The 24,841-nt window shown below is 44.0% G+C and carries 22 protein-coding genes; 15 read left to right on the forward strand and 7 right to left on the reverse strand.

All coding sequences use genetic code 11. The features are described 5' to 3' along the window. The first annotated feature begins 38 nt into the window (after positions 1-38). The 5 genes from AC787_RS06475 to AC787_RS06495 all read left to right on the forward strand — a co-directional run bounded on the left by AC787_RS06475 (position 39) and on the right by AC787_RS06495 (position 4,748). Positions 39-824 carry a DUF4430 domain-containing protein gene (locus AC787_RS06475; protein WP_054024025.1) on the forward strand — a complete coding sequence of 262 codons (786 nt, stop codon included), beginning with the start codon at positions 39-41 and terminating at the stop codon, positions 822-824. Then, positions 817-1,686, forward strand: coding sequence for an energy-coupling factor transporter transmembrane component T (locus AC787_RS06480; protein ID WP_054024026.1), 870 nt, complete (start codon positions 817-819; stop codon positions 1,684-1,686). Before AC787_RS06475 ends, AC787_RS06480 begins: the two co-directional genes overlap by 8 nt. Beyond that, the gene (locus AC787_RS06485; RefSeq protein WP_054024027.1) at positions 1,677-3,326 is read left to right on the forward strand and encodes an ABC transporter ATP-binding protein; all 1,650 of its coding nucleotides are present in this window, start codon (positions 1,677-1,679) and stop codon (positions 3,324-3,326) included. The genes AC787_RS06480 and AC787_RS06485 overlap by 10 nt, the downstream gene beginning before the upstream one ends. After that, positions 3,314-4,000 carry an ECF transporter S component gene (locus AC787_RS06490; protein ID WP_054024028.1) on the forward strand — a complete coding sequence of 229 codons (687 nt, stop codon included), beginning with the start codon at positions 3,314-3,316 and terminating at the stop codon, positions 3,998-4,000. Before AC787_RS06485 ends, AC787_RS06490 begins: the two co-directional genes overlap by 13 nt. Before the next feature lie 103 nt (positions 4,001-4,103). Beyond that, a complete protein-coding gene (locus AC787_RS06495; protein WP_054024029.1) occupies positions 4,104-4,748 on the forward strand; it encodes an HNH endonuclease in 645 nt (214 codons plus the stop codon). Positions 4,749-4,842: 94 nt separating this feature from the next. Here AC787_RS06495 and AC787_RS06500 read toward each other — a convergent pair whose 3' ends face one another. Continuing rightward, a complete protein-coding gene (locus AC787_RS06500; protein ID WP_054024030.1) occupies positions 4,843-6,858 on the reverse strand; it encodes a serine hydrolase in 2,016 nt (671 codons plus the stop codon). 252 nt (positions 6,859-7,110) lie between these two features. Beyond that, positions 7,111-8,115 carry a LacI family DNA-binding transcriptional regulator gene (locus tag AC787_RS06505; RefSeq protein ID WP_054024031.1) on the reverse strand — a complete coding sequence of 335 codons (1,005 nt, stop codon included), beginning with the start codon at positions 8,113-8,115 and terminating at the stop codon, positions 7,111-7,113. Positions 8,116-8,408: 293 nt separating this feature from the next. Here AC787_RS06505 and AC787_RS06510 point away from each other — a divergent pair, with 293 nt between their 5' ends. Together AC787_RS06510 and hisC are read left to right on the forward strand one after the other, a co-directional pair. Next, on the forward strand, positions 8,409-10,958 hold the full coding sequence (locus tag AC787_RS06510) for a beta-mannosidase (RefSeq protein WP_054024032.1): 2,550 nt from the start codon (positions 8,409-8,411) through the stop codon (positions 10,956-10,958). Positions 10,959-11,186: 228 nt separating this feature from the next. Continuing rightward, positions 11,187-12,296 (forward strand): histidinol-phosphate transaminase, encoded by a 1,110-nt coding sequence (hisC, locus tag AC787_RS06515; protein WP_054024033.1) that lies wholly within the window; start codon positions 11,187-11,189, stop codon positions 12,294-12,296. Positions 12,297-12,412: 116 nt separating this feature from the next. Here the strand turns inward: hisC and AC787_RS06520 are convergent, their stop codons facing one another. After that, complete coding sequence (locus AC787_RS06520) at positions 12,413-13,150, reverse strand: CAP domain-containing protein (protein ID WP_235560918.1); 738 nt, start codon at positions 13,148-13,150, stop codon at positions 12,413-12,415. Positions 13,151-13,506: 356 nt separating this feature from the next. Between AC787_RS06520 and AC787_RS06525 the strand changes: the two genes are divergently transcribed. Beyond that, positions 13,507-13,707 (forward strand): cold-shock protein, encoded by a 201-nt coding sequence (locus tag AC787_RS06525; protein WP_054024035.1) that lies wholly within the window; start codon positions 13,507-13,509, stop codon positions 13,705-13,707. 121 nt (positions 13,708-13,828) lie between these two features. Here the strand turns inward: AC787_RS06525 and fabV are convergent, their stop codons facing one another. Both fabV and AC787_RS06535 read right to left on the reverse strand, forming a co-directional pair. After that, positions 13,829-15,019 carry an enoyl-ACP reductase FabV gene (gene fabV, locus AC787_RS06530; RefSeq protein ID WP_054024036.1) on the reverse strand — a complete coding sequence of 397 codons (1,191 nt, stop codon included), beginning with the start codon at positions 15,017-15,019 and terminating at the stop codon, positions 13,829-13,831. Between the two features lie 203 nt (positions 15,020-15,222). Next, positions 15,223-15,432 (reverse strand): alpha/beta-type small acid-soluble spore protein, encoded by a 210-nt coding sequence (locus tag AC787_RS06535; protein ID WP_054024037.1) that lies wholly within the window; start codon positions 15,430-15,432, stop codon positions 15,223-15,225. A gap of 132 nt (positions 15,433-15,564) precedes the next feature. Between AC787_RS06535 and AC787_RS06540 the strand changes: the two genes are divergently transcribed. Beyond that, positions 15,565-16,206 (forward strand): hypothetical protein, encoded by a 642-nt coding sequence (locus AC787_RS06540; RefSeq protein ID WP_054024038.1) that lies wholly within the window; start codon positions 15,565-15,567, stop codon positions 16,204-16,206. A 188-nt stretch (positions 16,207-16,394) separates the two neighbouring features. On the opposite strand, the gene AC787_RS06545 is transcribed toward AC787_RS06540, so the two are convergent. Further along, entirely contained in the window at positions 16,395-16,880 is a 486-nt protein-coding gene (locus AC787_RS06545; protein WP_054024039.1) for a C40 family peptidase, read from the reverse strand. Between the two features lie 165 nt (positions 16,881-17,045). Beyond that, positions 17,046-18,026: an aldo/keto reductase gene (locus AC787_RS06550; RefSeq protein ID WP_054024040.1), complete on the reverse strand. Its 981-nt coding sequence runs from the start codon at positions 18,024-18,026 to the stop codon at positions 17,046-17,048. A gap of 241 nt (positions 18,027-18,267) precedes the next feature. Between AC787_RS06550 and AC787_RS06555 the strand changes: the two genes are divergently transcribed. The 6 genes from AC787_RS06555 to AC787_RS06580 all read left to right on the forward strand — a co-directional run bounded on the left by AC787_RS06555 (position 18,268) and on the right by AC787_RS06580 (position 24,785). Next, positions 18,268-19,053: an alpha/beta hydrolase gene (locus tag AC787_RS06555; RefSeq protein ID WP_054024041.1), complete on the forward strand. Its 786-nt coding sequence runs from the start codon at positions 18,268-18,270 to the stop codon at positions 19,051-19,053. 183 nt (positions 19,054-19,236) lie between these two features. Next, on the forward strand, positions 19,237-20,730 hold the full coding sequence (locus AC787_RS06560; protein ID WP_054024042.1) for an alpha-N-arabinofuranosidase: 1,494 nt from the start codon (positions 19,237-19,239) through the stop codon (positions 20,728-20,730). 12 nt (positions 20,731-20,742) lie between these two features. Continuing rightward, positions 20,743-21,015 (forward strand): DUF6171 family protein, encoded by a 273-nt coding sequence (locus AC787_RS06565; protein WP_054024043.1) that lies wholly within the window; start codon positions 20,743-20,745, stop codon positions 21,013-21,015. A 286-nt stretch (positions 21,016-21,301) separates the two neighbouring features. Continuing rightward, positions 21,302-22,249 (forward strand): ABC transporter permease, encoded by a 948-nt coding sequence (locus AC787_RS06570; protein WP_054026939.1) that lies wholly within the window; start codon positions 21,302-21,304, stop codon positions 22,247-22,249. Between the two features lie 13 nt (positions 22,250-22,262). Further along, entirely contained in the window at positions 22,263-23,132 is an 870-nt protein-coding gene (locus tag AC787_RS06575; protein ID WP_054024044.1) for a carbohydrate ABC transporter permease, read from the forward strand. 66 nt (positions 23,133-23,198) lie between these two features. Continuing rightward, positions 23,199-24,785 carry an extracellular solute-binding protein gene (locus AC787_RS06580; protein ID WP_054024045.1) on the forward strand — a complete coding sequence of 529 codons (1,587 nt, stop codon included), beginning with the start codon at positions 23,199-23,201 and terminating at the stop codon, positions 24,783-24,785. The last annotated feature ends 56 nt before the right edge of the window (positions 24,786-24,841 follow it).

Here is a 24,841-nt window from a genome sequence, read left to right on the forward strand (position 1 = left end):
TTTTTGTGAATGAGAAAAAAAGGAGTAGAAAAGAGACGATGGCAAAGAGTTGCAAGAGATGGTTACCTAGCTTTTTAATCCTATTGTTGGTTATTGGTTTATTAGCCGGCTGTGCCAATTCGGAACAAAGCGTTAATTCTAAGGCAAATCATGTGGAAGACAGCAATCAAGTGCAAGCCAGCAACGAAGGACAAGAGGGACAAGAAACGGATAATGTCGGTGACGAGCAGCCCTCTAGTGCAGCTCCATCGGAGACGCCAGAGGCAACGCAGTCACCAAGCAAAGATAAAGATCAGGATAAAGACAAGCCAACGGACAACGCTGGTGATAAACAAGCAACCCCTTCTCCGAAGCCGAAGCAGACAAATGTGCCGAAATTGGATGAGCAGAAAACGAAGCCTACAGCAAAGCCTAACAAAACGGACGAGACGGTCAATACGAAGCCTGTCACGCCTGTTGCTACGCCGCAGCCTGCGCAGACGGTTACTATTTCAATTGTCGCAGACGAAGAGACGGGAACGGTTCTCGCTCCAACAACTGTTGAGATCAAGAAGGACGATACCGTTCTTGAAGTATTGAAGAAAATTACTAGAAAAAACAAAATACAAATGGAATACAGAGGCGTTAAAGGCGGTGCTTATATCGAAGGCATCGATAATATTTATGAATTCGATTTTGGCGCGAAGAGCGGCTGGATGTACCGAGTGAACGGCGAGTTTCCTAACAAAGGTGCCGGGTCTTTCAAGGTCAATGAAGGCGATGTCATTGAATGGCTGTATACAACTGATCTTGGCGAGGATATAGGGGCAAAATACGATGAATAGTGCGTTCGGTTCTGTACATCCCGTGACTAGCTTTAGCTATTATGCAGGTGTCATTTCATTCAGCATGTTATTATTTCATCCTGCTTTCTTAGTGACTTCGCTTGTTGCGATTACGGTTATTATTGTCATTCATGGCGAAGGGAAGCGGCTGCTTAAGCTGCTTCCTTATTATATTCTAATGGGCGGTTTAGTCGCTATTCTTAATCCGCTATTTTCTCACCGTGGGCGTCATATTTTATTTTATTTCATGGACCAGCCGATAACGCTGGAAGCGATTCTATATGGTGTTACGATGATGCTCTCTTTATTGTGTATTTTACTTGCCTTTGTATCGTTTCAGCAGATTGTAACAACGGAGAAATGGATGTATTTATTTTCACGAGTCGCGCCGCGGACAGCACTATTGACCTCGATGTCGATCCGCTTCGTACCGCTTTTTTTGCGGAGACTGGATCAAATTACTACGATTCAACGGACAAAAGGGGTTTCGATACGTGAGGGCAGTTTGAGGAAGCGGAGTAGGGACGGCATGCTGCTCGTTCGAGTGCTGTTGACCTGGTCCTTGGAGGAGGCACTTCAGACCGCAGATTCGATGAAGGCAAGAGGATATGGCGCAGCTAAACGAAGCTCTTATGTTATTTATCGCATGGATCGAAGAGATTGGTACGTTCTTATGTTCTTGGGAGCAATGGCGCTTGTCTGCATCTGGGGCTGGATGCAGGGGTTTGGTGTGCTTGTTATTTATCCGCGTCTGGAAACGTTGCAGTTTCACCCGGGAGAAGGCATTGCATTCGCCGGTTATTGCGCCTTTCTACTAACACCAGTCGCACTTGAAGAAATGGAGAGAAGGTCATGGAAGTAATTCAGGCTGATCAATTGACGTTCCATTATCCGGAATCAACGGTTGCAGCACTCGATAACATTACATTAAACGTCAAGCAAGGAGATTTCGTCGTCCTATGTGGAGCATCTGGCTGCGGGAAAACGACGCTTCTTCGGCACTTAAAAAAAGAAACGCAGCCAACCGGTAAACGCTTAGGCACCATTAAGTACAATGGCATACCACTCGAGGAATTGCCTGCAGTTGAGGCTGCGGAGCAAATCGGCATGGTATTTCAAAACCCTGAAAATCAAATCGTGATGGATCAGGTATGGCATGAACTGGCTTTTTCCATGGAAAATGTCGGTTATGGGCAAGCTGTAATGCGTAAACGACTAGCCGAGATGAGCCATTTTTTTGGGCTGGATGAGCTGATTAACAAGTCCGTTCATGAAATATCGGGAGGCCAAAAACAGCTGATTAATCTTGCGTCAGTGCTGCTGCTGCAGCCAAAGCTGCTCCTACTCGATGAGCCGACCTCTCAGCTCGATCCGGTTGCGGCGCGGGATTTTTTGCAATTCATCTATCGTCTGAATCAAGAGATGTCTATGACGGTCATCATAAGCGAGCATCGGCTAGAGGATGTTATTCCACTTGCAGACCGAATCGTCATGTTGGAGGAAGGCAAAGTGAAATACGACGCGCCGCCGAGAGAGCTATGCCGATTGGTTGGATCTGATGCAGCGCAAAAAGACTTGCCTTACCTGCCTTCCGTTACGAAGCTGTTTCTATCTGCCCAGATGGCAGGGATTATGCCAGAAGCAAATCAAATTCCGCTTACCGTACGTGAAGGGAAACAGTGGCTCACAGGTACCTTCGGCATACATGCGAAACGCTCAAATCAATCAGGCAGCAGCGAAAGCAGTCAACTTGAAAAGAAGGAATGGCTGTTAGCCTGTGATGAATTGACGTTCAAATACGAAAAAGCGAGTTCAGAAGTGTTGAAGAAGCTGTCGCTTAACGTGTATAAACATGAATTTTTGGCTGTGCTTGGCGGCAACGGAGCTGGAAAAACGACGATGCTGCAAATGATGGCCGGATTATTAAAGCCGCAGCGCGGCAGGCTGAAGCGGGATAAACATATTAAAGTAGGTTACTTGGCGCAAAATCCACTGCTTTATTTTAGCTATGATACGGTTGAAGAGGAGCTTCAGCGAATGGCAGATTACGCCAAACTCGAAGATCGGGAACGGAAAATAGCCCAAGTCGTGGATTCACTGCAGATTTCCTCTATTTTGCCGAAGCACCCTTATGATTTGAGTGGGGGCGAGCAGCAGAGAGCAGCGCTTGCGTTAGTACTGCTCGGCGATCCGGACGTTCTATGCTTGGATGAGCCGACAAAGGGGCTTGATCCCATAGCCAAGCAGCGAACAGCGGAGCTGCTGCAGCAGTTATGCCGTGCAGGCAAAACAATTGTGATGGTCACACACGATATTGAATTTGCTGCTGAGCATGCAACGCGCTGCGCCATGCTGTTTGATGGAGCGATATCCGCTGAAGCGGCTCCGGCTCAATTTTTTGGTACCAATTATTTTTACACAACAGCAATCAATCGTACGGTGCGGGAATGGCTGCCAGAAGCGTTGACGACAGAGGATGTGATTGAACAATGGGCAAAATAAAGCTCTGGTTTATAGCCAGCATTGGACTTTTTATCGCAGCTATGGCATTATCCTCTGCGATTACCGATGAGCATTATTTGATGCTGAGCATCGTGCTGCTCTTTGTAACGATGATTCCTTTTTTTGCCCGGTTCGAGAGACGGAAGATCGAAGCACGCGAGATCGTTATCCTTGCGGTGCTTGCCGCAATTGCTGCGGTTAGCCGCGTGCCGTTTGCGCCACTACCGAGTGTTCAGCCCACATCCTTCGTCATCATTATTGCTGCAATTGTGTTTGGAGCAGAATCGGGTTTCATTATCGGAGCGATAGCTGCTGTCGTATCGAATATTTTTCTTGGGCAAGGCCCATGGACGCCGTGGCAAATGTTTTGCTGGGGGATGATCGGGGCTAGTGCTGGATGGCTGCGACATACATGGCTTATCAAAACGAAGACCGGCTTACTAATATTTGGTTTTGTATGGGGATTCTTATTCGGCTGGATCATGAATATTTGGTTTCTAATCGGACTGCCGGACGCGATGAGCTGGAATTTGATCTTTATTGCGTATATACAAAGCTTTTATTTTGATCTTGCGCATGCGCTGTCCAATGTGTTTTTTCTCGCTGTGTTTGGCAGCAGCTGGATAGCTATTTTGCAACGCTTCAAGAGGAAATACGGCTTGTTGGAATCATAGGCTTATGATCCATTTTCCCCTCGGACACATATTAATGCTACAATAGTATAAAAAAATGAGGGGACGAATTCGGCTGCATGGATAAGGATATGCTCCGGAAAAAATGATGGATGATACAGAACCTCTTGCTACCAAACAATGCGCCAGTTGCAAGGAAACGAAACCGCTCTCCCAATTTCTGCGACGCACAGGCAAACGAGCTGGCGCTGGAGCGCGGCGGGGTGCTTGCCGAGCTTGCAGGCTAACGAAAGAGGCTTCAGATTCACTGCCTGCTGTTCCAGCTAATGACTATAAAGCAACACGAAGAAAAGCTCACCCCATTAAGCCGATACCAGTTCCACCGATGTCTTCGATTTCATTGCCAAATGATCCTGCAGTTCTAAAACCTACTCGCCAAGGAACGATTTGGATGAGGGGCAAGACCGATAAGGGACGGCGCTGGTATCAAGAAATTGAGCCGGAGCTGGCGATAACGCTGGTGAAGGAGCATGCTGCGGTTATCGTCAATCGTTATACGATACGCCGATTGTTCAGTAATAAGGAATTTCGGCGCTTCATTTTGGAGCGGGACAATCACATTTGTTATTTTTGCGGTGAATTTGGAGATACGATCGATCATATGCTTCCACGTGCTAAGGGCGGGCATACGACGCCAGATAATTGTGTCTGTGCTTGCAATGCCTGCAACCAATCGAAGGCAGATCAAGATCTGCAAACGTTTATGAACAGCGACGAGCTTGCCCCATAAAAACATACTCACGAATCCATCTATAATAAGGTTTTTTAAAAAAGAGACTGTCTCGCCGTCTTCATGAAGACGGCTCGGACAGTCTCTTTCTCAATTAAATACCTGATCCTAACGTAAACAACTTGGCGAATTTAACTAAAATCGGGGCAGCTTCTTTATGAAGCAGCGGATCTCTTGAACGGAAATCAGCCCCGGCTTCGGTCGTTTTCACTTCAGGGCCATGCAGGCTTGCTCCAACGATGAATTGAACGGCCTCATCAGCCCAAGGTGAGGTTTGACCGCTCAGTTTCGCGGGAATTGGAGGGAAGCCAAGATATTGTGATAAGCGGTATACAATGACAGCAGCTTCTTCCCTTGTAATGGTCCGATCCGGTTCGAAGTTGTGAGCTGAAGTACCGTTAAGGACTTGAATCTCTACCAATGTCTGAATCTCAGATTCGTATGAATGAGCTTTGACGTCGATGAAATTTGAAGGACGTTTTGATTTTGAGATGCCAGCTAAACGTATAAGCTGCGCTGCGAATTCAGCACGGGTAGTCGTACGCTCCGGCGAGAACTGGGAAGATATCTGATCCAGTACGCCGCCTAAGTCTCGTAAAGTATAGATGTCATCTGCATAAGGATGATTACGTTGTATATCTGAATAATCGGGTAGTGGGGGTATCCGTTCTGTCCAAGCATCAGGCATCAAATAATAAAAGTAAGAGATGACACCGGCGTCATTCACTTTGAATGCTCCAAGCTTTCCATCTTCATCTTGGAAGAGCAGCTCGCCAACCGGCTTTAGTTTTCGAGTGCTATTGGGCCCGACAATGGACAAATAACCATCTTCCGCCTTCACTTTGAAATAAACAAGCGGAGCACGCAAATATCGGAAGCTGCCCTCAAATTTTGCCAATTGCGATTGAGTAAGCGTTATTGCAGGTCGTTCATTCGCTTGTTTAGGGTAATAATGATCCATAAATGCGGCAAATAATTGTTCACGTATATTGCTAGCATCGCTGTTGGTTACTACAAATCCACCTACCTTATGCTCAGGCAGCAGCCACATCCAAGAATGGTAACCCTCGAGATCGCCGCCTTTACCAATGACAAACTCCCCATTGAATTTGTCTTGAAAAAACATTTCAAAACCGAGTGTCATATTTGGCAGCTCCGGATGAATGCCAACCTGTACCCGCTGCATCTCCTTGACTGTATCTGCCTGCAAAATACGTTTTTCGCCAAGCTTGCCGCCATTCAATTGAGCGAGCATAAATTTACTCATATCTGTGCTCGTTGCGAACATGCCTCCGTCAGGCGCTATTGTAGGCGTGATCTGGTAATCTGGGTATGGCTCATTTAATTGTTTATATCCGGTCGCTAGCTGCTGCAACACTTTATCCGTCATACGGAAATCACTATTTGTCATCTGCAGCGGTTGTAATATCCGCTCATCTATCACTTCCTCGAAAGGCTTACCAGTCACATTTTGCACGATTAAACCTTGAAAATTGGAAGCTAAATTGTCATAGCGGTAAGCCGCTCCCGGCTTACGCACGATGGTAGGCAAATTATCTTTTAAGTATTGCTCAAGCGGATAGTCTGTTCGGGTCGCATCTGGAGCAGTCAGGACATCTGTTTTGTCGAAACCAGTTGTGTGAGTCAACAAATGCCGCATCGTCAGTTTGCTGCCAATTTCATTGGGTATCGTCAGACCTCCCAAATAGCTGCTTACATCCTGGTCCAAATCGATCTTGCCTTCTTCAACGAGCTGCATGACTGCAGTTGCTGTAAATACTTTCGAGATCGATGCCATTCGAAACATTGTTTTGTCAGGTTCAACGGGCTGCTTGCTCTCAACATCGGCATAACCATATCCTTTGTTCAGCAGCACCTTGTCACCGCCTACTACAACAACTGCGCTGCCAGCGAGCGAGTTCTTTATATCCGGACGTTTAAAAAACTCATCGACAAAAGCCTCGACTTCTTTGGCGTCCTTTGGTCCTGTTGTGTCTGCTGCTTCAGCTCTTCGTTCAGGAAACGAGATCAAGGAAAGGGCGACCACAGTTGCTAGCAGAGCAGGAGCCCATGCTTTTCTTCTTTTCATTCTTGGTTGATGCACCAACATAAATGATTTCCATCCTTTCAAGTAATATGTAATTTATTTCCTCTTCACTTTAATGGAATCCGCATTGTATCAAATCAGTCATTGGTCTAATTGTTTACCTAGACTTTAGTCGAATGGATGGAGCGATTCTCCGACGATTAGTTTGTAAAATAAAGCAGGGTTTCCCACATCGCCGTTTCGAACGGATTCTTATACGAAGTAATACAAAAAGGAGGATGACCGCTATGGCCATCCTCCTTTTTGTGTTATTCATTAAGTACTGAAAATAATCTCAGCTTGAATAAGTGTTTTTTCGTAGCTCGTCGTTGCATTGAGAATTCTCCAAAGCATCTGATCAACAGCACGTTTGCCTAGCAGCTCCTTATCCACATTAACGGTAGCCAAAAAAGGAATTTGTGGATGCGTGTTGTCGAAGCCGGTAAAAACAAGGGTTTCTGGAATATACATGCCCATTTTCCTCAATGTATCCAGAGCAAAATAGGCAAATATATCATTGGCGCAAACAAATACTTCAGGTAAGCCATGCTCCTCAATCGCAGCTTTGAATGTTTCATGAAAGTTTTCTATTTCCGGTCCTATTAAGGAAGGGACTTGTTTTAATTCGATATCGTTGTCCTCAAGGGCAGAGCGGAAGCCAAGGAAACGTTCGTAGAAGCTATGTGCATCTCTAATATTGCCTAAAAATTGATAGCTTTTGTACCCTTTTGTAATGAGTGAGTTCATTATCTCTCTCATGCTGGATAAGTTATCTGTGAAAATAGAGTCGCAGTGGAAGTTTTGATCGTAATGATCGACCATCACAACGGGAATGCCGAGCCGTTTAATATCAAGTAATACAGAGGTTGAAATCGTGCCTACTGTAATAATGCCCATGATAGCCTCTGGGTTTAAAAGTGAAAACATGGAGTCATCGTTAGGCTCCGTTAAAGTTAGGATGTTGATGCCCTTTTGGTTTAGCCTTGTAGATATGCCGTTAAATATTGGACCCCAATATAAGGAATCAGTATTTTGGTAACGAACATTTGGGAAAAGCACAAGAACGGTTCCAGACCAGCTTCGTGATTCAGTATCGATCAGTTCAGTTGAAGCAGGAGCCATCTGAGAGTCCTTGAAATAACCAAGCTGCCCTGCAGCTCTTAATATCACTTCTCTTGTTTGTGGACTGACTCCCGATTTACCAGACAACCCCCGTGATACTGCGAATTTTGACAGCCCTGTATAATCGGCAATTGATTGAATAGTTACCTTACGACGCATAAATTTCATCCTACCTTAATTAGTTAGTTTGCCAAGCCATCTATATTTAAAGAAGTAATATCTATTTGTTATTTTGTTATGTAGATAAATATAACTGTTTTTTCAAGGGGATACAAGCAATAAAGACTAAACTACATGCGGATACTGGATCGATAAAATAACAAATAAGAAATAATTGACCCGATTTGTTTTTGGTGTTATATTCGTTATGCAAAAATGGATAACAAATAACGGATAATAAATAACAAAAGGTACTTATGCTGAAGGAAGACACATATTCTTAGGAGGACAAAATGAGAGAAACACAACTAGTGCTAAGTAATTGGAAATTCAAAGCTTGTCAGGAGACAGAGTGGATGGAAGCCAACGTTCCAGGCTGCGTTCATACGGATTTGCTGCGGAATGGCATCATTCAAGATCCTTTCTACAAAACGAATGAGCATGATTTGCAATGGATTGACAAAATAGATTGGGAATATGAAACGCATTTTGACGTAGACGATCAATTGTTCCAAACATCTTCCTTAGAACTGGTATTTGACGGCTTAGATACGTACGCTGATGTTTATGTGAATGGTAATCATGTATTGTCAGCTGACAATATGTTTAGAACGTGGAAAGCTAATGTAAAGCCTATGGTGAATGCTAAGGATAATGTATTGTTGATCAAATTCCGCTCTCCAGTCCAAGAGGATTTGCCGAAGATCGAGAAGCTTGGCTATAATCTGCCTGCTAGCAATGATCAATCAGAGCTTGGTGGACTAGGTGCTCAGAAGATTAGTATTTTTGCACGAAAAGCGCCTTATCATTATGGATGGGATTGGGGTCCGCGATTCGTTACAAGCGGGATATGGCGCGAGGCTAGACTAGAAGGCTGGTCAGACAGTAAAATTACCGACGTGTATGTGAAGCAGGATCAGGTAAATGCTTCGAAAGCCAGCTTAACCATAGATGTTGAGATAGAGTCCGAGCATGAATGGAGCGGCTTAGTGAAGCTAAGTGCAGGCGGCCAGACTTGGGAGCAGGCTGCTCACTTGAAGCAAGGCATCCATGTGATTCAAGTGCCTATTGCCATCGAGAATCCGAAGCTTTGGTGGAGCAGAGGGCTCGGCGATGCTCATCTATATACATTTACAGCAGAGCTATGCAAGGATGAAGAGCTGATTGCTGCCAAATCTGTTCGTACTGGCCTGCGTTCCATTCGGTTGGTGCGTGACAAGGATGAGGTAGGCGCATCGTTTTACTTTGAACTTAACGGCGTTCCTGTATTTGCGAAAGGTGCGAACCATATTCCAAATGACAGCTTCATTACAGAAGTAACGGATGAGCGCTACAGACATGAAATTGTTGCGGCAGCTGAATCAAACATGAACATGCTTCGTGTATGGGGCGGTGGCATATACGAGCAGTCGGTGTTTTATGAGCTGTGCGATGAGTATGGCATCTTGGTATGGCAGGACTTTATGTTCGCGTGCAGCATGTATCCCGGCGATGAGGCATTTCTAGAAAATGTACGTCTGGAAGCAGAAGAGAACGTGAAGCGTCTGCGCAATCACCCTTCCATCGTCCTATGGTGCGGAAATAACGAGATTGACTCAGCTTGGGCGCAATATGACGAGAAGGGCGGCTGGGGCTGGAAAAAAGAATATACTTCGGAACAGCGCGCTGTCATTTGGGCAGACTATGAGGCTGTTTTCCATGATATTTTACCTGATGCGGTTGCAGCTTATGCGCCAGGAACACAATATTGGCCATCCTCACCGCTTATTTCGTTGACCGGAGACATTAACCAGCATGCGCATCCGCTATCTACTGAGGGCGATGTTCATTACTGGGGTGTATGGCATGCGGTCGAGCCATTCGAGAATTATAACTTGAAAATCGGCCGTTTTATGAGCGAATACGGCTTCCAGTCATTCCCTGAGTACGATACGGTAATGAAATTCGCTACGGAGCAGGATTTGGCTCTGGATTCAAAAGTGATGCGTGCGCATCAGAAGAATGGCGACGGCAATCGTCTCATTAAGGAATACATGGATATTTATATGAGCGAGCCTAAGGACTTCCCCGCTTTTCTCTATATGAGCCAAGTGCTGCAAGCAGAAGCGATGAAGATGGCTATTGAGGCACATCGACGCAGCATGCCATATTGCATGGGAACGCTATACTGGCAAATGAATGATTGTTGGCCGGTAGCTTCTTGGGCAGGCATGGATTATTACGGAAATTGGAAAGCTATGCAGTATTATGCGAAGAGAAGTTTCGCTGATACGATGCTGTCCTTTGACAAGAAGGATGATGGAGTAGTAAATATTCATGCGGTAACGGATTTGCTTGAATCGCTGAAGGGTGAGCTTCGGGTTTCACTATATGATTTTGCCGGTGTTCTTATCAAGCAAGAAACAAGCCATATTGCCTTAGCAGGAAATAGTGCTGCTATTGTTAGCTCAATAAACGAGCAGGAATGGCTGGCTGGTTACGAGGCGAGCAGCGTTGTATTGTATGCAGAGCTGATGCAAGAAGGTCAACTGATTGACAGCAAGGAGTATTATTTCGTCAAAGCTAAAGAGCTGAAGCTATCTTCAGCAGTTATTCAAATAACTGAGGTTGAAGGCAGTAACGGTACGGCATTCGCACTGGAGACGGATGTGCTTGCTAAGCAAGTATGGATTACCGCGGAGCGAGAAGGCATGTTCAATGACAACTTCTTTGATTTGATACCAGGTGTCGCCAAGATCGTACAATTCCGCTTGCGCGAGAGCGGGGAAGCGATAAGTAAACCAGTTGCAGCAGGCAAGGTGCAAGCTCGTTCGATGATTGATTTTTTAGCTGAGAACAAGTAGAACAAAGCGAGATTCCAGCAAACATATTAAGCTATGCATAATGTAAAATGAGGGAGGTGCCTATTTCTGGTGCCTCCTTTTCTTTTTGTTCGGGACGATGCTGAAGTGGGAATTCACTCTCTGCATTTTCACAAACTTATCACACATTAACTCTTTACTGCGACAAAGGATTAATGTATTATCGTAATAAAGGTTTGCGACTAAATAGACTAAGGATGGATTTCATTTATGAGTGAGAAAATTGAAGTTCAAGCACGAAAAGCTTTGGAAGTAATGAAGCCCTATTCACCTGGTAAGCCGATATGGGAGGTACAAAGTGAATTTGGCCTGCAGCATGTAATTAAGCTGGCTTCTAATGAAAATCCGCTTGGACCATCTCCAAAAGCGATAGAAGCTATTCAACTGGGATTGGCAGATCTTCATCGATATCCTGACAACCAGTCTCAACTTTTGAAGAAAACCATTGCCAGTTACTATAATCTGCCCACCGAGCAGGTGATCGTTACAAATGGCGGAGATGAGCTCATCACTCTTGTGGCGGAAGCTTTCCTGGACGTGGGTGATGAAATTATTGTGCCAGGACCCACCTTCAGCGAATATGAGTTTGGGGCTCAATTGATGGGAGCGAAAACAGTCGTTGTACCACTCAATGAGGCGTTTCAATATGATGCAGAAGCTATTGTTGCAGCAGTGACTGATCGTACCAAAATCATCTATTTATGTTCGCCCAATAATCCAACAGGAACTTATGTATCTCGAAAAGATTTGAAGTATATCATCGATTCGATTCCAAAACGTATTCTAGTTATGCTTGATACTGCTTACAGCCACTACGTTTCGGAGGAGCCATATTCAGATGGTATGGAATTTGTAAGAGCGGGTTATCCGCTGATCGTGTTAAAAACATTTTCGAAAATTTATGGGCTAGCCGGCATCCGGGTAGGATTTGGTGCTGCCCCGCAGCAAATTATTCAAAGCATTCTTCAAGTGAAAGAGCCGTTTAATGTAAATGCTCTTGCTCAGACAGCGGCGGCAGCTGCTATCGGGGATGAGGAGCATGTTTCAAGCTCGCAAGCGCTTGTCGCCAAAGAGCGAGAACGGCTGTATGCATCATTTCGGGAGCTAGGGATTAAATACACAAAGAGTATGACCAACTTCGTGCTAGCCGAGCTTGGGCCGGAATCAGAATCCATCTATATGCGTTTGATGGCTAAAGGAATCATCGTTCGCCATGGTAAAACATGGGGCTTGCCGCTACACTTACGTATTTCGATTGGCATGCCAGAAGAGAATGATCAGTTTATTGCCGCTTTAGCCGAGATCCTGGAGTCGGTTTAATGATATAAGGATCATGTGGTGATAATAAAGCGAGCAGCCAACGAGAAAACTTCGTTAGGCTGCTCGTTTTTGATTATATAGGAGCGTTACAATTTCAATCTAGAAAGGAGTAACTGTTATCCTGTAAATTCTTGAACCCATGCACCTTTGTAATACCCAATACCAATTTTAGTGAAATTGCTTTTCATAATATTTGCCCGGTGCCCTGGACTGTTCATCCAGTCATTCATAACCTGCTGAGGAGTCGGTTGTCCTTTAGCAATGTTTTCGCCAGCATAACTATAAGTGATATTGTATTGTTTCATCATGTCGAAGGGAGAACCATAGGTTGGTGAATTGTGATCAAAGTAGTTGTTGTTAATCATATCCTGCGCTTTGACCAAGGCCATTTTGGATAAAGGTTCATTCATGCTGAGAGCCTGCAAACCTGATTTTGCTCGTTCAGAATTGACGATTTTCAGCACCTGCTCTTCAAATTGACCAGAGGAAGATGGAGCTTTCTCAGCTGGATTCTGAACCGGTTTCTGATTAGTCGGATTTTGATTAGTCGGATTAGTTGGATTCTGAGTGTTAGGATTCTGAGTTATTGGTCTTTGAGCCGGGTTTTGAATAGGAAACTGTGTCGGAAATGGATATTGAGTAACCTGTCCATTAGCCCCATCGCCAAATAACCAATCTGGGATATTATACTGTGAGCCCTTCATCGAAAGGGTAGGCGACTTCGCTGACGGTGTAGAGATTGAAGAAGCCTGAGTTGTGTGTTGAGTTGACGTCTGGGTTGTGTGTGGAGTTGACGTAATAATAGGTGTTTTCGTTGATGTATAACCAAGAGCAGAGTGCTTATTGGTTTCCATCCTTTCCATCCTTGGATTGGCAGAACAGCCTACAGCTAAAATTAGTAAGGCTAAAACGAAAAATCTTCTCATGTACATACCCCTCAATGTTAGAATAGAGTGCTAGTGGTTGCTTCCCGATATATAATTTCCTGTCCGAGCTGTTGTTATCCCGGGTAATAAAGGAATTTGATCTTTTTTAAAAGTGGACTTGCTTATTACAAACGCCTATGGTATATTATCAATACAAACAACAAATTTAACCTTGAATTCACTTGTTGAAAAGGTTGTCATTTGTATGATGATATCTTTTTCAATGTGTGATTTTTAGTTTTTCTGGAAAAAACATGTTAATATACTTTTGGAGGTAATCAATTATGGAACAAGGTACAGTAAAATGGTTTAACGCAGAGAAAGGCTTCGGCTTTATCGAAGTAGAAGGCGGCAATGACGTATTCGTACATTTCTCCGCAATTCAAGGCGACGGCTTCAAATCGCTTGACGAAGGTCAACGCGTTGAGTTCAACGTAACTCAAGGCAACCGTGGACCACAAGCAGAAAACGTTGTAAAACTGTAGTATTAAATCAAAACCCCTTAACCTCGGTTAAGGGGTTTTTTTATTGCTACATCAGACAGCAAAACATGAAAAACCCAATTCGAGTGGATTAGCGCTCGAATTGGGTTTTTTTGTGGAAATATTAACGTAGATTAGGAATGTTTACTTCCGGATTAACGTCTGCTTCATAATCAATACCGTCAGTCTCGAAGCCGAACAGTTGGAAAAACTCTCGACGATAACCTTCAAGATCCGAAAGGTCATATACATTTTCTGTAGACAACTTAGCCCATACGTCTGCAACTTCTGCTTGAATTTCAGGTCTCATCTCCCAATCATCGACGCGGATAAGGCCCTTCTCATCAACAAGCGTTTCATTCTTGCCGTATAGACGCTCAGAGAATAGACGATACATTTGCTCAATGCAGCCCTCATGAATGCCTTTTTCCTTCATTACTTTATATAGGGCGGAAATATATAGCGGCACAACGGGAATAGCGGAGCTTGATTGGGTTACCAGCGCTTTATTAACGGATACGAATGCACGGCCGCCATTTGTGCTGAGCTGCTCATTTAGACGATGAGCTGTAGCTTCCAGATCGTTTTTTGCAGCACCAATCGTACCTTCACGATAGACCGCATGTGTAATTTCAGGTCCGATATACGAGTAAGCAACGGTTGTTGCGCCTTCAGCGAGTGCACCTGCCTCACTAAGCTCATCAATCCACATCTGCCAGTCCTCGCCACCCATGACTGCAATCGTCTGACGCAGCTCGTCTTCTGTTGCCGGATCGATTGTAGCTTGCGTTACATCGCCATTATGAAAGTTAACGGTTTTGTTCGAATACGTGCCGCCAAGCGGCTTAATAACGGAGGAAAAAGTTTCGCCTGTTTTTGGATGAGTACGACGAGGCGATGCGACGCTGTATACAACAAGATCAATTTGACCAAGTTCTGTACGAATCAGGTCGATTGTTTTCGCTTTAATCTCATCGGAGAATGCATCTCCGACGATGCTGAAGGATTTACGTCCAGCAGCAGCAGCGGCCTCTTCGAAAGCAGCGGAATTATACCAGCCAGCGGATGCTGTGCGTGCGCCTTCGGCAGCTTTGTCAAAGTAAACACCAATGGTATTAGCGCCTGCTGCAAAAGAAGAAACGATCCGGGAAGCAAGACCATAGCCTGTTGAAGCGCCGATGACGAGCACATTGCGTGGGCCTTCAATGCTTGGTTGTGCGTTTACGTAATCAATCTGACGTTGCACTTGCTGTGCGCAGCCTTCTGGATGTGCTGTCGTACAAATGAAACCACGTGTTTTCGGTTGAATAATCATATTAGAATATTCCTTTCCATAATGGAATTTGTTTGTATGCGTTATGTACAGGACGACCTCTATCCCATTTTACCGATTTTTGATGCAGAAGGGAAGTTCTCACTCGTGACAAAAGCATTTATTTACACATTATCGTATAATCGTTCAAATAAATAAGCGCCAAGAAAGCATTTCTGCATTCTTGGCGCTTATTTATGTAGAAATTAACGACGACCTGCTAGCTGCTGTTCAGCCATTTGTACAAGCCTGCGAGTAATTGAGCCGCCGATTGAGCCCATATCGCGTGTAGTCATATTGCCATAATATCCGTCTTGCGGAAGTTGAATGCCTAGCTCTTGTGCTACTTCATATTTAAGCTGCTCTAGTGCTGCACGAGCTTGGGGTATAAGAAGTTGATTCGTTCGATTTGCCATCTTTTCTCAGCCTCCTTCTTGACCCTATTATGTCAATACGAGTGACTGTTTATTCATAGTATCACCTAAATTTACCGCCGATTTTTGGAGTGAATTCATGTTAAGATGGTTAAACGGAAAGGGGGCACCGTAATGTTTGTGAAACCCATGCTTTTTACAGAGTACGATAAACCTTTTGATGACGAAAATTTTATTTTTGAACCTCTTTTAGATGGGCATAGGCTTCAGCTTTCTTTCGTGGGAAGCAAGGCGACTTTATATACTCGACATTTTAATGATGTTACGCGGCAATATCCCGAATTACATAATGTTCCGTTGAGGGAGCCCGCGGACATTCTATTAGATGGAGAGGTAACCTACGTAAATCCATATACGGGGGCTATTGAATACGAATCATTGCAGGAACGATACAGGCTGAAGAAGGAGCCGAGTATTCGTGAAGCTAAAAGGACGAAGCCAGTCCAATTTTTTGTGTTTGATATTCTTTATTATAATGGGCTTGATTTAAGGGAAAAACCGCTGCTTGAGCGCAAGCGGCTGCTGGAATATGTTTTGGAGGATAATGCGTATTTCAAAAAGATGCTGTACGTGGAGAAAGAGGGCGCTGCTATTTTTGATCTTGTGAGAAGATCAGATTTGGAGGGTATTGCCTGCAAGCGCAAGGATAGCACTTACTCAGAGGGCCGCCAGAAGAGCTGGCTGAAAGTGATGAATGAGGAATATGGATCATTGCCATCGACTGCTGCTGGAAAAGACACCTGCCTCGCTAAATGAAGCTATTATTAATAAATTCTTGCCCTTATAGGGGGAATGGAAGAGATGGAACAAGCTGAAACTTTAATGTTTCATACCCCGTCTATAAGGGTAAGAATATATTAGAACCTACCCATTGTATCACGATAAATAGAAAAAAAGCTGCTATCGCAAGAGGCGATAACAGCTTAATCCTATATTTATAAAAATTAATTTGTGACGCGTCTTGCCGTAACATAGCTCTTGGACCAATAGCTGGAGTTCATGTTTGATACGGTAACGCCTGTACTTGTAGCGCTGTGAATTATTTTGTTACTGCCTGCGTAAATAGCGACATGGCTAATCGATTTGCCATTTGTCTTGAAGAAGACAAGATCGCCCATGCTAAGTGAGCCCTTCGGAACTTTCTCACCTACCGAAGCTTGTGCTACAGAGGTGCGAGGAAGGGAAACGTCCAGTCCTTTAAACAAAAATTGAGTAAAAGATGAACAGTCAAAAGCGTATGTAACGCCAGCAGGTGCACCGAATTTATAAGGAGTGCCGATATATTCTTTTCCTACAGAGATAAGACCGATGGTCTCAGGTGTCGCTGCATGTGCCTTTTGTGCAAAAGATCCGATTGTGAATGCTGATATGACGATCGCGCTGCAAATGCCTGCTTTAACAATCGATTTCATTAGATTTAATTTTCTCATGCTGTCAGGTTGTCCCTCCGCGTTTCGTTTTATGTATTATGACTATAACACATCCGCGAAACGGCTATTTTCGCTCATGAGAACGAAAAGTTAGGCTTTATAAGGCTTATGGGCAATTATGAGAATTAAATGAAAAAATATTAATAATTCGCGTATTCCCGCGTATTAAGGCATATTTATGCCTCTTGCGCTTACTAGAAGCGTGTACCATTGCTCCCTGGTCATAAGTTCCGATTGCTTCGCCGCATCCTTGCAAGCTACGATACGCTTAGGATTAATGGTGCCAATTACAGGCTGAATACGAGCAGGATGCTTCATTAACCAAGCGAGCACGATCGCTTCCGGCGTGGTGCCATTCTCATCAGCTATTTGTTTAACGAGAGCAGCTGTTTTCAATTCAGATTCCGTTGCGTTATCGGAAACTCTGCCAGAAAATTTCCCCTGCGCCAGCGGTCCCCATGCTTGAATTTGAATATTTTCCATTTGCATAAATTCCATAAGACCTTCAGCAAAATTATCCTTTAAGCCTGCTTTTTGGTTGACATGGACGCCTTGGTCGATAAAGTCATGACGAAGCAGACTTAGCTCAAGCTGGTTAACGACAATGGGGTCAGGAAGGGCGCTTTGCAAGAAACGAATTTGCCCAGGGCTCATATTGGAGACGCCAAAGTTGCGAACTTTACCAGACAGCTTCAGCTTCGTGAAGGCTTCTGCAATTTCATCAGGCTCCATGAGCGGATCAGGACGATGAAGCAGCAAAACATCTAAGTACTCTGTGCCAAGCCGTTCCAATATGCCATCCACAGACGATAAAATATGCTCTTTCGAAAAGTTAAAGCGACCCGGCAAAATCCCATCGGAGAGCTGAATGCCTACTTTGGATTGAATGACGAGCTGCTCACGAAGCTTGGGCTGCTGTTTAAGAACTTGTCCGAATACGGACTCTGCTTTGCCTCTTGAATAAATGTCCGCATGATCATACATCGTTATACCGATTGACAGTGCGGCTTCTACCGCTTCTTCTGCCTGCTTGATGTGATCGGTTGTTATCGGATCTGCTAGATCCCAGCTTCCGCCAAAACCCATGCAGCCTAACACTAGACGACTGTCTGATATTCCACGACGTTCTAATGGCATCATTTTCATTCGTAATCAACCTCCATAAATTGTTTTTATCCCGAGACGATTTCTATTATACCTTTCTATCGCTATACATATAAGGACTGAAAAAAAGTTCACTAACTAACCTTAGAACGTATAGGTCGCTAGAATAACTTATTTGAATAACTTCGATTGCAAGCGCTTCATATTGATGCTACATTACTAATGTCAGGTATAACTAGAATAAGCGATATAAAAACATAGCTATTAATAGGAGGAATGCAGATTGGCACTCATTACTTGCAACTTTTTTTCTGAGGCATTAGGCCTCAGCACATCGATGACCGTTATTTTGCCGCAGCAGACTTCCTCGCAAATCGGGATGAATAATCGCAGCAGTCAGAAGCTGCATAAAACGTTATATTTACTGCATGGATTGTCCGATGACGATACGATTTGGATGCGCAGAACTTCTATCGAACGTTATGTAGCCGAACAAGGTTTTGCGGTTGTAATGCCAAATGTGCATCAAAGCTTTTATACGGATATGGAATATGGTAATAAATATTGGACGTTTCTAACCGAAGAACTTCCGGCCGTTGCACGCTCCTTCTTCCCTCTATCGGATGCCCGTGAGGATAATTTTGTCGCTGGTCTATCAATGGGCGGCTATGGCGCATTTAAATGGGCGTTAAGGCATCCCGATCGCTTTGCAGCAGCTGGCAGCTTGTCTGGTGCGTTAGATATGGTTGATATGGTGAAAAGGACAGATATGTCTGAAATGAAGCGGCTTTTCCATCTTATCTATGGTGATAAAGATATTAAAGGCACCAATGAAGATTTGCTGCATCTTGTGGCTGAACGTGCTAAGCAGGGTTCCGCAAAGCCATTACTCTATCAATGCTGCGGCACGGAGGATTTTCTATACAATGATAATATCGCCTTCCGTGATGCGTGCGAGCAAGCGAGTTATCCTTTAACTTATGTTGAAGGCCCAGGCAGTCATGAATGGAGCTATTGGGACACGCATATACAGCATTTTTTAGAATGGCTGCCAAAAGAGAATGAGTAAGAAGGAAGCTACCGAGCCGAAAGGCTGGTAGCTTTTTTTTTTATAAGAAGGGTTGCAAAATGTATCCGCTGCCATTATGATTTGATTAGGATTAATACATAAGTTTATGGATGAATAAATATATTAATCCAACTCTTCGGTCAAGTCTATTCATTCTATTATATTGAAGCGAGGTCGATTCATTTGGCAAACCGCATAACCATTAACGCCGATTTGGCGGCAGGCACGATTAATCGTAATATTTATGGACATTTCTCTGAGCATTTGGGACGTTGTATTTATGAAGGCATATGGGTAGGTGAGGATTCTCCTATTCCGAACACGAACGGCATTCGCAATGATATAGTCGCGGCGCTTAAACAGCTGAAAATTCCTGTTCTTCGTTGGCCGGGCGGTTGTTTCGCTGACGAATATCATTGGAAGGATGGCATTGGTCCGCGCGAGTCACGCAAGCGAATGATCAACACACACTGGGGCGGCGTTGTGGAGAACAATCATTTTGGCACGCATGAGTTTTTAATGCTGTGTGAAATGCTTGAATGCGAGCCTTACATCTCAGGCAACGTGGGCAGCGGCACCGTGCAGGAAATGTCTGAGTGGGTAGAATACATGACATTTGACGGTGTATCGCCAATGGCAGAATTACGCACGGAAAACGGTAGAGAAAAGCCGTGGAACGTGAAATATTTTGGCGTCGGCAACGAGAACTGGGGCTGCGGCGGCAACATGCGCCCTGAATATTATGCGGATCTATATCGTAGATATCAAACCTATGTACGCAATTATGGCGAGAATAAAATTCATAAAATCGCTTGTGGACCAAACGTAGATGATTACCGCTGGATGGACGTTGTCATGCGGGAAGCACATAGAATGATGGATGCGATATCCTTGCACTATTACACGATTCCAGGTGAGTTTTGGACAGAAAAAGGTGCGGCAACGGGCTTCTCTGAGGATGTATGGTATAGTACGCTGAAGAAAACGTTCTTTATGGACGAGTTGATTACACGTCATTCTGCTATTATGGATCGTTATGATCCAAGCAAGCGCATTGGTCTCATCGTTGATGAATGGGGTACTTGGTACGATGTAGAGCCTGGAACAAACCCAGGATTCCTGTATCAGCAGAACACGATTCGTGATGCTCTTGTAGCAGGCATTACCCTTCATATTTTCCACGATCATTGTGATCGGGTACAAATGGCTAATATTGCTCAGGTGATCAATGTGCTGCAATCTGTCATTTTGACTGAGGGAGAGAAAATGGTGCTGACACCAACGTATCACGTTTTTGATATGTACAAGGTGCATCAGGATGCAACGCTTCTTACAACATCGATCGATAGTCAGGATTATGCGCATAACGATCAAAAGATCCCGCAAGTATCCGTATCGGCATCGAAGGACGCGAATGGCCGCATACATGTAAGCTTGTGTAATTTGGACAATCAGTCCGGCGCGGACGTGGAGATTGATCTTCGCGGGTTGGCAGGTGAAGGGCTAAAGGTATCTGGTACGGAGCTTACGGCTGCCATTAAGGATGCTCACAACACTTTCGAAAACCCAGAAGCTGTTGCGCCAACCGCATATCAAGCATTCACTGTGGCCGGATCGAAGATTAGCGCGAAGCTTTCGCCGATGTCTGTAACGATGCTTGAGCTGATTTCGGAATAGGATACCTTAGCCATGAGCAGCAAAAATCAATGCAAAGGCTGCCGCGATGATTATCGGGTTACTGATGAGCAGATCGATCGTATTTTGGCGGCTCCAATGTTTCAAACGGATATCAGTGTGCCAGACGATGTATACGAACAACGTTTGCAGCAATGCAGAGATTGTCCGAAATTTCAGTATGGCACGACATGTGTCGTTTGCGGCTGCTTCGTTCGTATAGCTGCCAAATATAAAGATCGTGCTTGTCCGAATCCGGGGAATAGCCGCTGGACGAAATATGCTTGAATAGATGTGAATAGGGTTGTTAGAGCTGCTCTCTGTCTAGATGGAGAGCGGCTCTATTTATTTTACATGGACTGCGGGAATTCTTCCTCCTATAACCTGAATTTACGGACAAGGTGAAGCGCCTAGAAACGGCGACGATCACTCTGTCCGTTTTTTCATGCCTATTGTATTGGAATTTTCCAAGACCCCACTTACTTAATATCTTATAAGAAATTCTTGAAATCACAGAAATTTATCAGATAGGAGGATGCTATTATACAAATATAAACAAAGACGAGGTGATGATATGCAAGCGAAATTGGCAGCGGACGCCATTCCCCTCTCCAAAAAGCGGGATTCATGGATAAGGTCAATAAAAAAGTATAAGGTGATGTATGCTCTTTTATTCCCGGCATTGATTTATTTTGCCGTATTCAAATACATTCCTTTGGCGGGAATCATTATTGCTTTTAAAAACTACAACCTGGCTTTGGGCCTATGGGATAGCCCATGGGTGGGATTGAAAAATTTCAAAGATTTTATTAACGGCGTTTATTTCTGGGACATCATGAGAAATACGATTATTATTTCGCTGTATAAGCTTTTGTTCGGTTTCTCGGCTCCCATCGTACTTGCTTTGCTTCTTAATGAAGTTCACACCCAATGGTTTAAGAAAATCGTACAAACCATCACTTATTTACCCCATTTTCTGTCTTGGGTCATTGTTTATGGTTTGATGGTAGCATTATTAGCCCCGGGAGATGGCCTTTTTAATATGATTTTGAAGGAAAATGGCGTTCAACCCATCTCCTTTCTAACAGAACCTGAATGGGGAAGACTGCTGGTCATTTCATCTGAAATATGGAAGGACATTGGATGGGGAGCGATACTGTACCTTGCCGCATTAGCAGGTATTGATCCAAGCTTATATGAAGCGGCTCGAATGGATGGCGCTTCCAAATGGAGACAGCTATGGCATGTAACATTACCCGGCATTCGAGGAGTCATTATTCTGATGCTAATCCTCAAATTAAGCCATATCCTGGACGCTGGTTTTGACCAAATCTTCATGTTTGCCAACAGTTTTAACCAGGAGAAGATCGATATTATCGACACATGGGTATACCGTGAAGGGCTGGAGCGTCTTAAGATTGGTTTGGCTACTGCTGTGGGACTGTTTAAAGCTGTCATCGGATTTGTTTTAGTTTTGGCTGCGAACAAGCTCGCCAAAAAATTCGATGGGCAAATTTGGTGAGGTGGTATGGGATATGATTAAGCTGACAATCGGGGAAAAGGCATGGCAAGCAACCGTTTATATTATTCTTATTTTGCTATCACTACTTTGCTTACTTCCCTTTTTATATGTGGTTGCTGTTTCGGTAACACCAGAATCAGAAGTGGTAAGAAGAGGGATTGTTATTATACCAGAATCCTTTACCTTTGTAGCTTATAAAGAAGTATTCATTTCTAATGGTATAGGTCAGGCGTATAAAATTACGTTGTTTCGAACCATTGTAGGCACTGCGTTAAATGTGTTTTTTACGGTAATCGCGGCGTACCCGTTATCCAAAAAATATTTGCCGGGACGCAGTCCGTTTTTAATATTCATTGTGTTTACCATGATGTTTAGCGGGGGGCTAATTCCGACTTATTTGTTAGTCCGCTCTTTGGGGTTGCTAAATAGTCCATGGGTATTGATTATTCCGCATCTCATTAGTGCATTTAATCTGGTGATTATTAAAGGCTTTTTCGAGCAATTGCCTGCTGAAATCGAGGAATCGGCGAGAGTAGACGGCGCAAGCGAACTTCAATCGTTATGGAAAATCATTTTACCCCTGTCCATGCCTGTCCTTGCCACGATTTCTTTATTTTACGCAGTGGGGCATTGGAACAGTTATTTCGATGCCATTGTTTATATCAATGATTCGAACTTAATGCCGCTTCAAGTTGTCTTGCGCAACATTCTGCTTAACATCGCAAATCAAAGCGCTGAGTCCATTGCCAGTTCCGGAACGGTTAGCCAGTTCGCTGTGCAAATGGCTGCTGTGGTCGTGACTACGATCCCGATTCTGATCGTTTATCCATTTATGCAAAAACATTTTACTAAGGGTATGCTCATGGGATCGATAAAAGGTTAAAAGGCAATTCTTATCTAGGTTGTTACGGGGAAACCGTGATAATATACAAGCAAAGGAGAGGTCAATATGCAACGTACAAAGATTTCACTTACCATTCTGGCTGCTATAGTAGGGGTGGGAACGCTATTGTCAGGATGCGGGGAACAAGAAGAAGTTAAGCCGACAGCTTCGAGCAGCTCGCCATCCGCGGATAACAAGTTTGCGAACAAAATGAAAATCACGATGTTTAACCAAGGTACTTTCAACGCTGCCGCTCCGATACCTCCACGTGATGAAGATATTCAACGGCAAATGCTGGAAAAGGCAATGAACATCGACTTGGATATGACGATTCCTCAAGCTGGGCAAGCAACAACCAAATTAAATACGCTTATTGCAGGCGGAGATATTCCAGATTTACTTTTCTTGAAGAGTCGGTCTGATCTCGCGCAATATTATGACCAAGGCGTTCTTGCGGATTTGACTCCTTATCTGGATCAATTTCCTGAATTGCAGAAACGTTTTAGCAACGACTCTTGGGAGGCGGTGTCCTATCAAGGAAAAACGATTGGAGTTCCAGGTTATGATAATGTAAACGGTATCAGTCGAAGCTTCTTCATCCGTAACGATTGGTTGAAAAAGCTGAATATGGAAGTGCCAACGACACCTGACGAGCTGTTTGAAGTAATGAAAGCCTTTACAGAGAAAGACCCGGACGGTAATGGCAAAAACGATACGTACGGTTTCATCGGCGGTATGAATAAAGAAGGCAATCTGCAAACCTACGGTTTCGATAGCCTGATGTGGATGTTTGGCGTCAATCCTCCTTCGGCCATTGAAGTGATAGATAATAAACCGGTATTCCTATTTATCGATCCCAAAATGAAAGAGGCGCTCGCTTACATTAATAAAATGATGGCAGCCAATGTAGTAGACCCAGACTGGGTGACGATGAATTCGCCAGATTTGTTGGACCAAAAGTTATTTAAGGGTAAAGTTGGCTTCATGATAAGAGATGCCCGCAGGCTGGAACCGGATTATCAGCAGAAAATGAAAGAAATCAGCGGTGAGGTGCCGGAATGGATCGTTATTCCTCCAATGAAAGGTCCTTACGGTGATCAAATTGTAGAGAGAAAATCGTTCCAAGGCAATTCATGGGCCATATCCAAGAAAGCGGATAAGGACAAAATCATTCGTATCTTGTCCATGCTGAATTATCTCTTTACGGACAAAGAAGCATATCCGAATTTTGCATACGGAATTAAAGGGATTCATTGGGATTTGGTGGACGGCAAGATCAAAAATAAAACCTCTGAATTATCGAAGGAAATGAAAGAAAAGTACCTATGGGTCGATCATTATAGAATGCCGCGCCGTGGTGATGATGCTGAGTATTTCAGTTTCCAGAATCCTAAGACGACAGAAGCTTTCGTGAACAATCAGAAATACGTGGGGCCAACGTTGCCCGGAAATTTATTGACTGCAGACCCTAGCGATTCCTTGGCAACTGACCGCTCACGTTTCATTAATGAAAGCTTAGTCAAATTTATGACGGGCAAAGACCCTCTTTCCAACTGGGACAATTTCCTCCAAACGTTGGATACCAAGTTTGACATGCAGAAATATAAGGAAACAGCAATCAAGCAATTTAAAGAAGCAGGATTAATCAAGTAAAATAAACGAAGAGAGTGGCTATTAGTAGCCCCTCTCTTTATTGTCATGTGCTATTC

Source organism: Bacillus sp. FJAT-28004 (assembly GCF_001280845.1).
Classification (GTDB): domain Bacteria; phylum Bacillota; class Bacilli; order Paenibacillales; family Paenibacillaceae; genus Pristimantibacillus.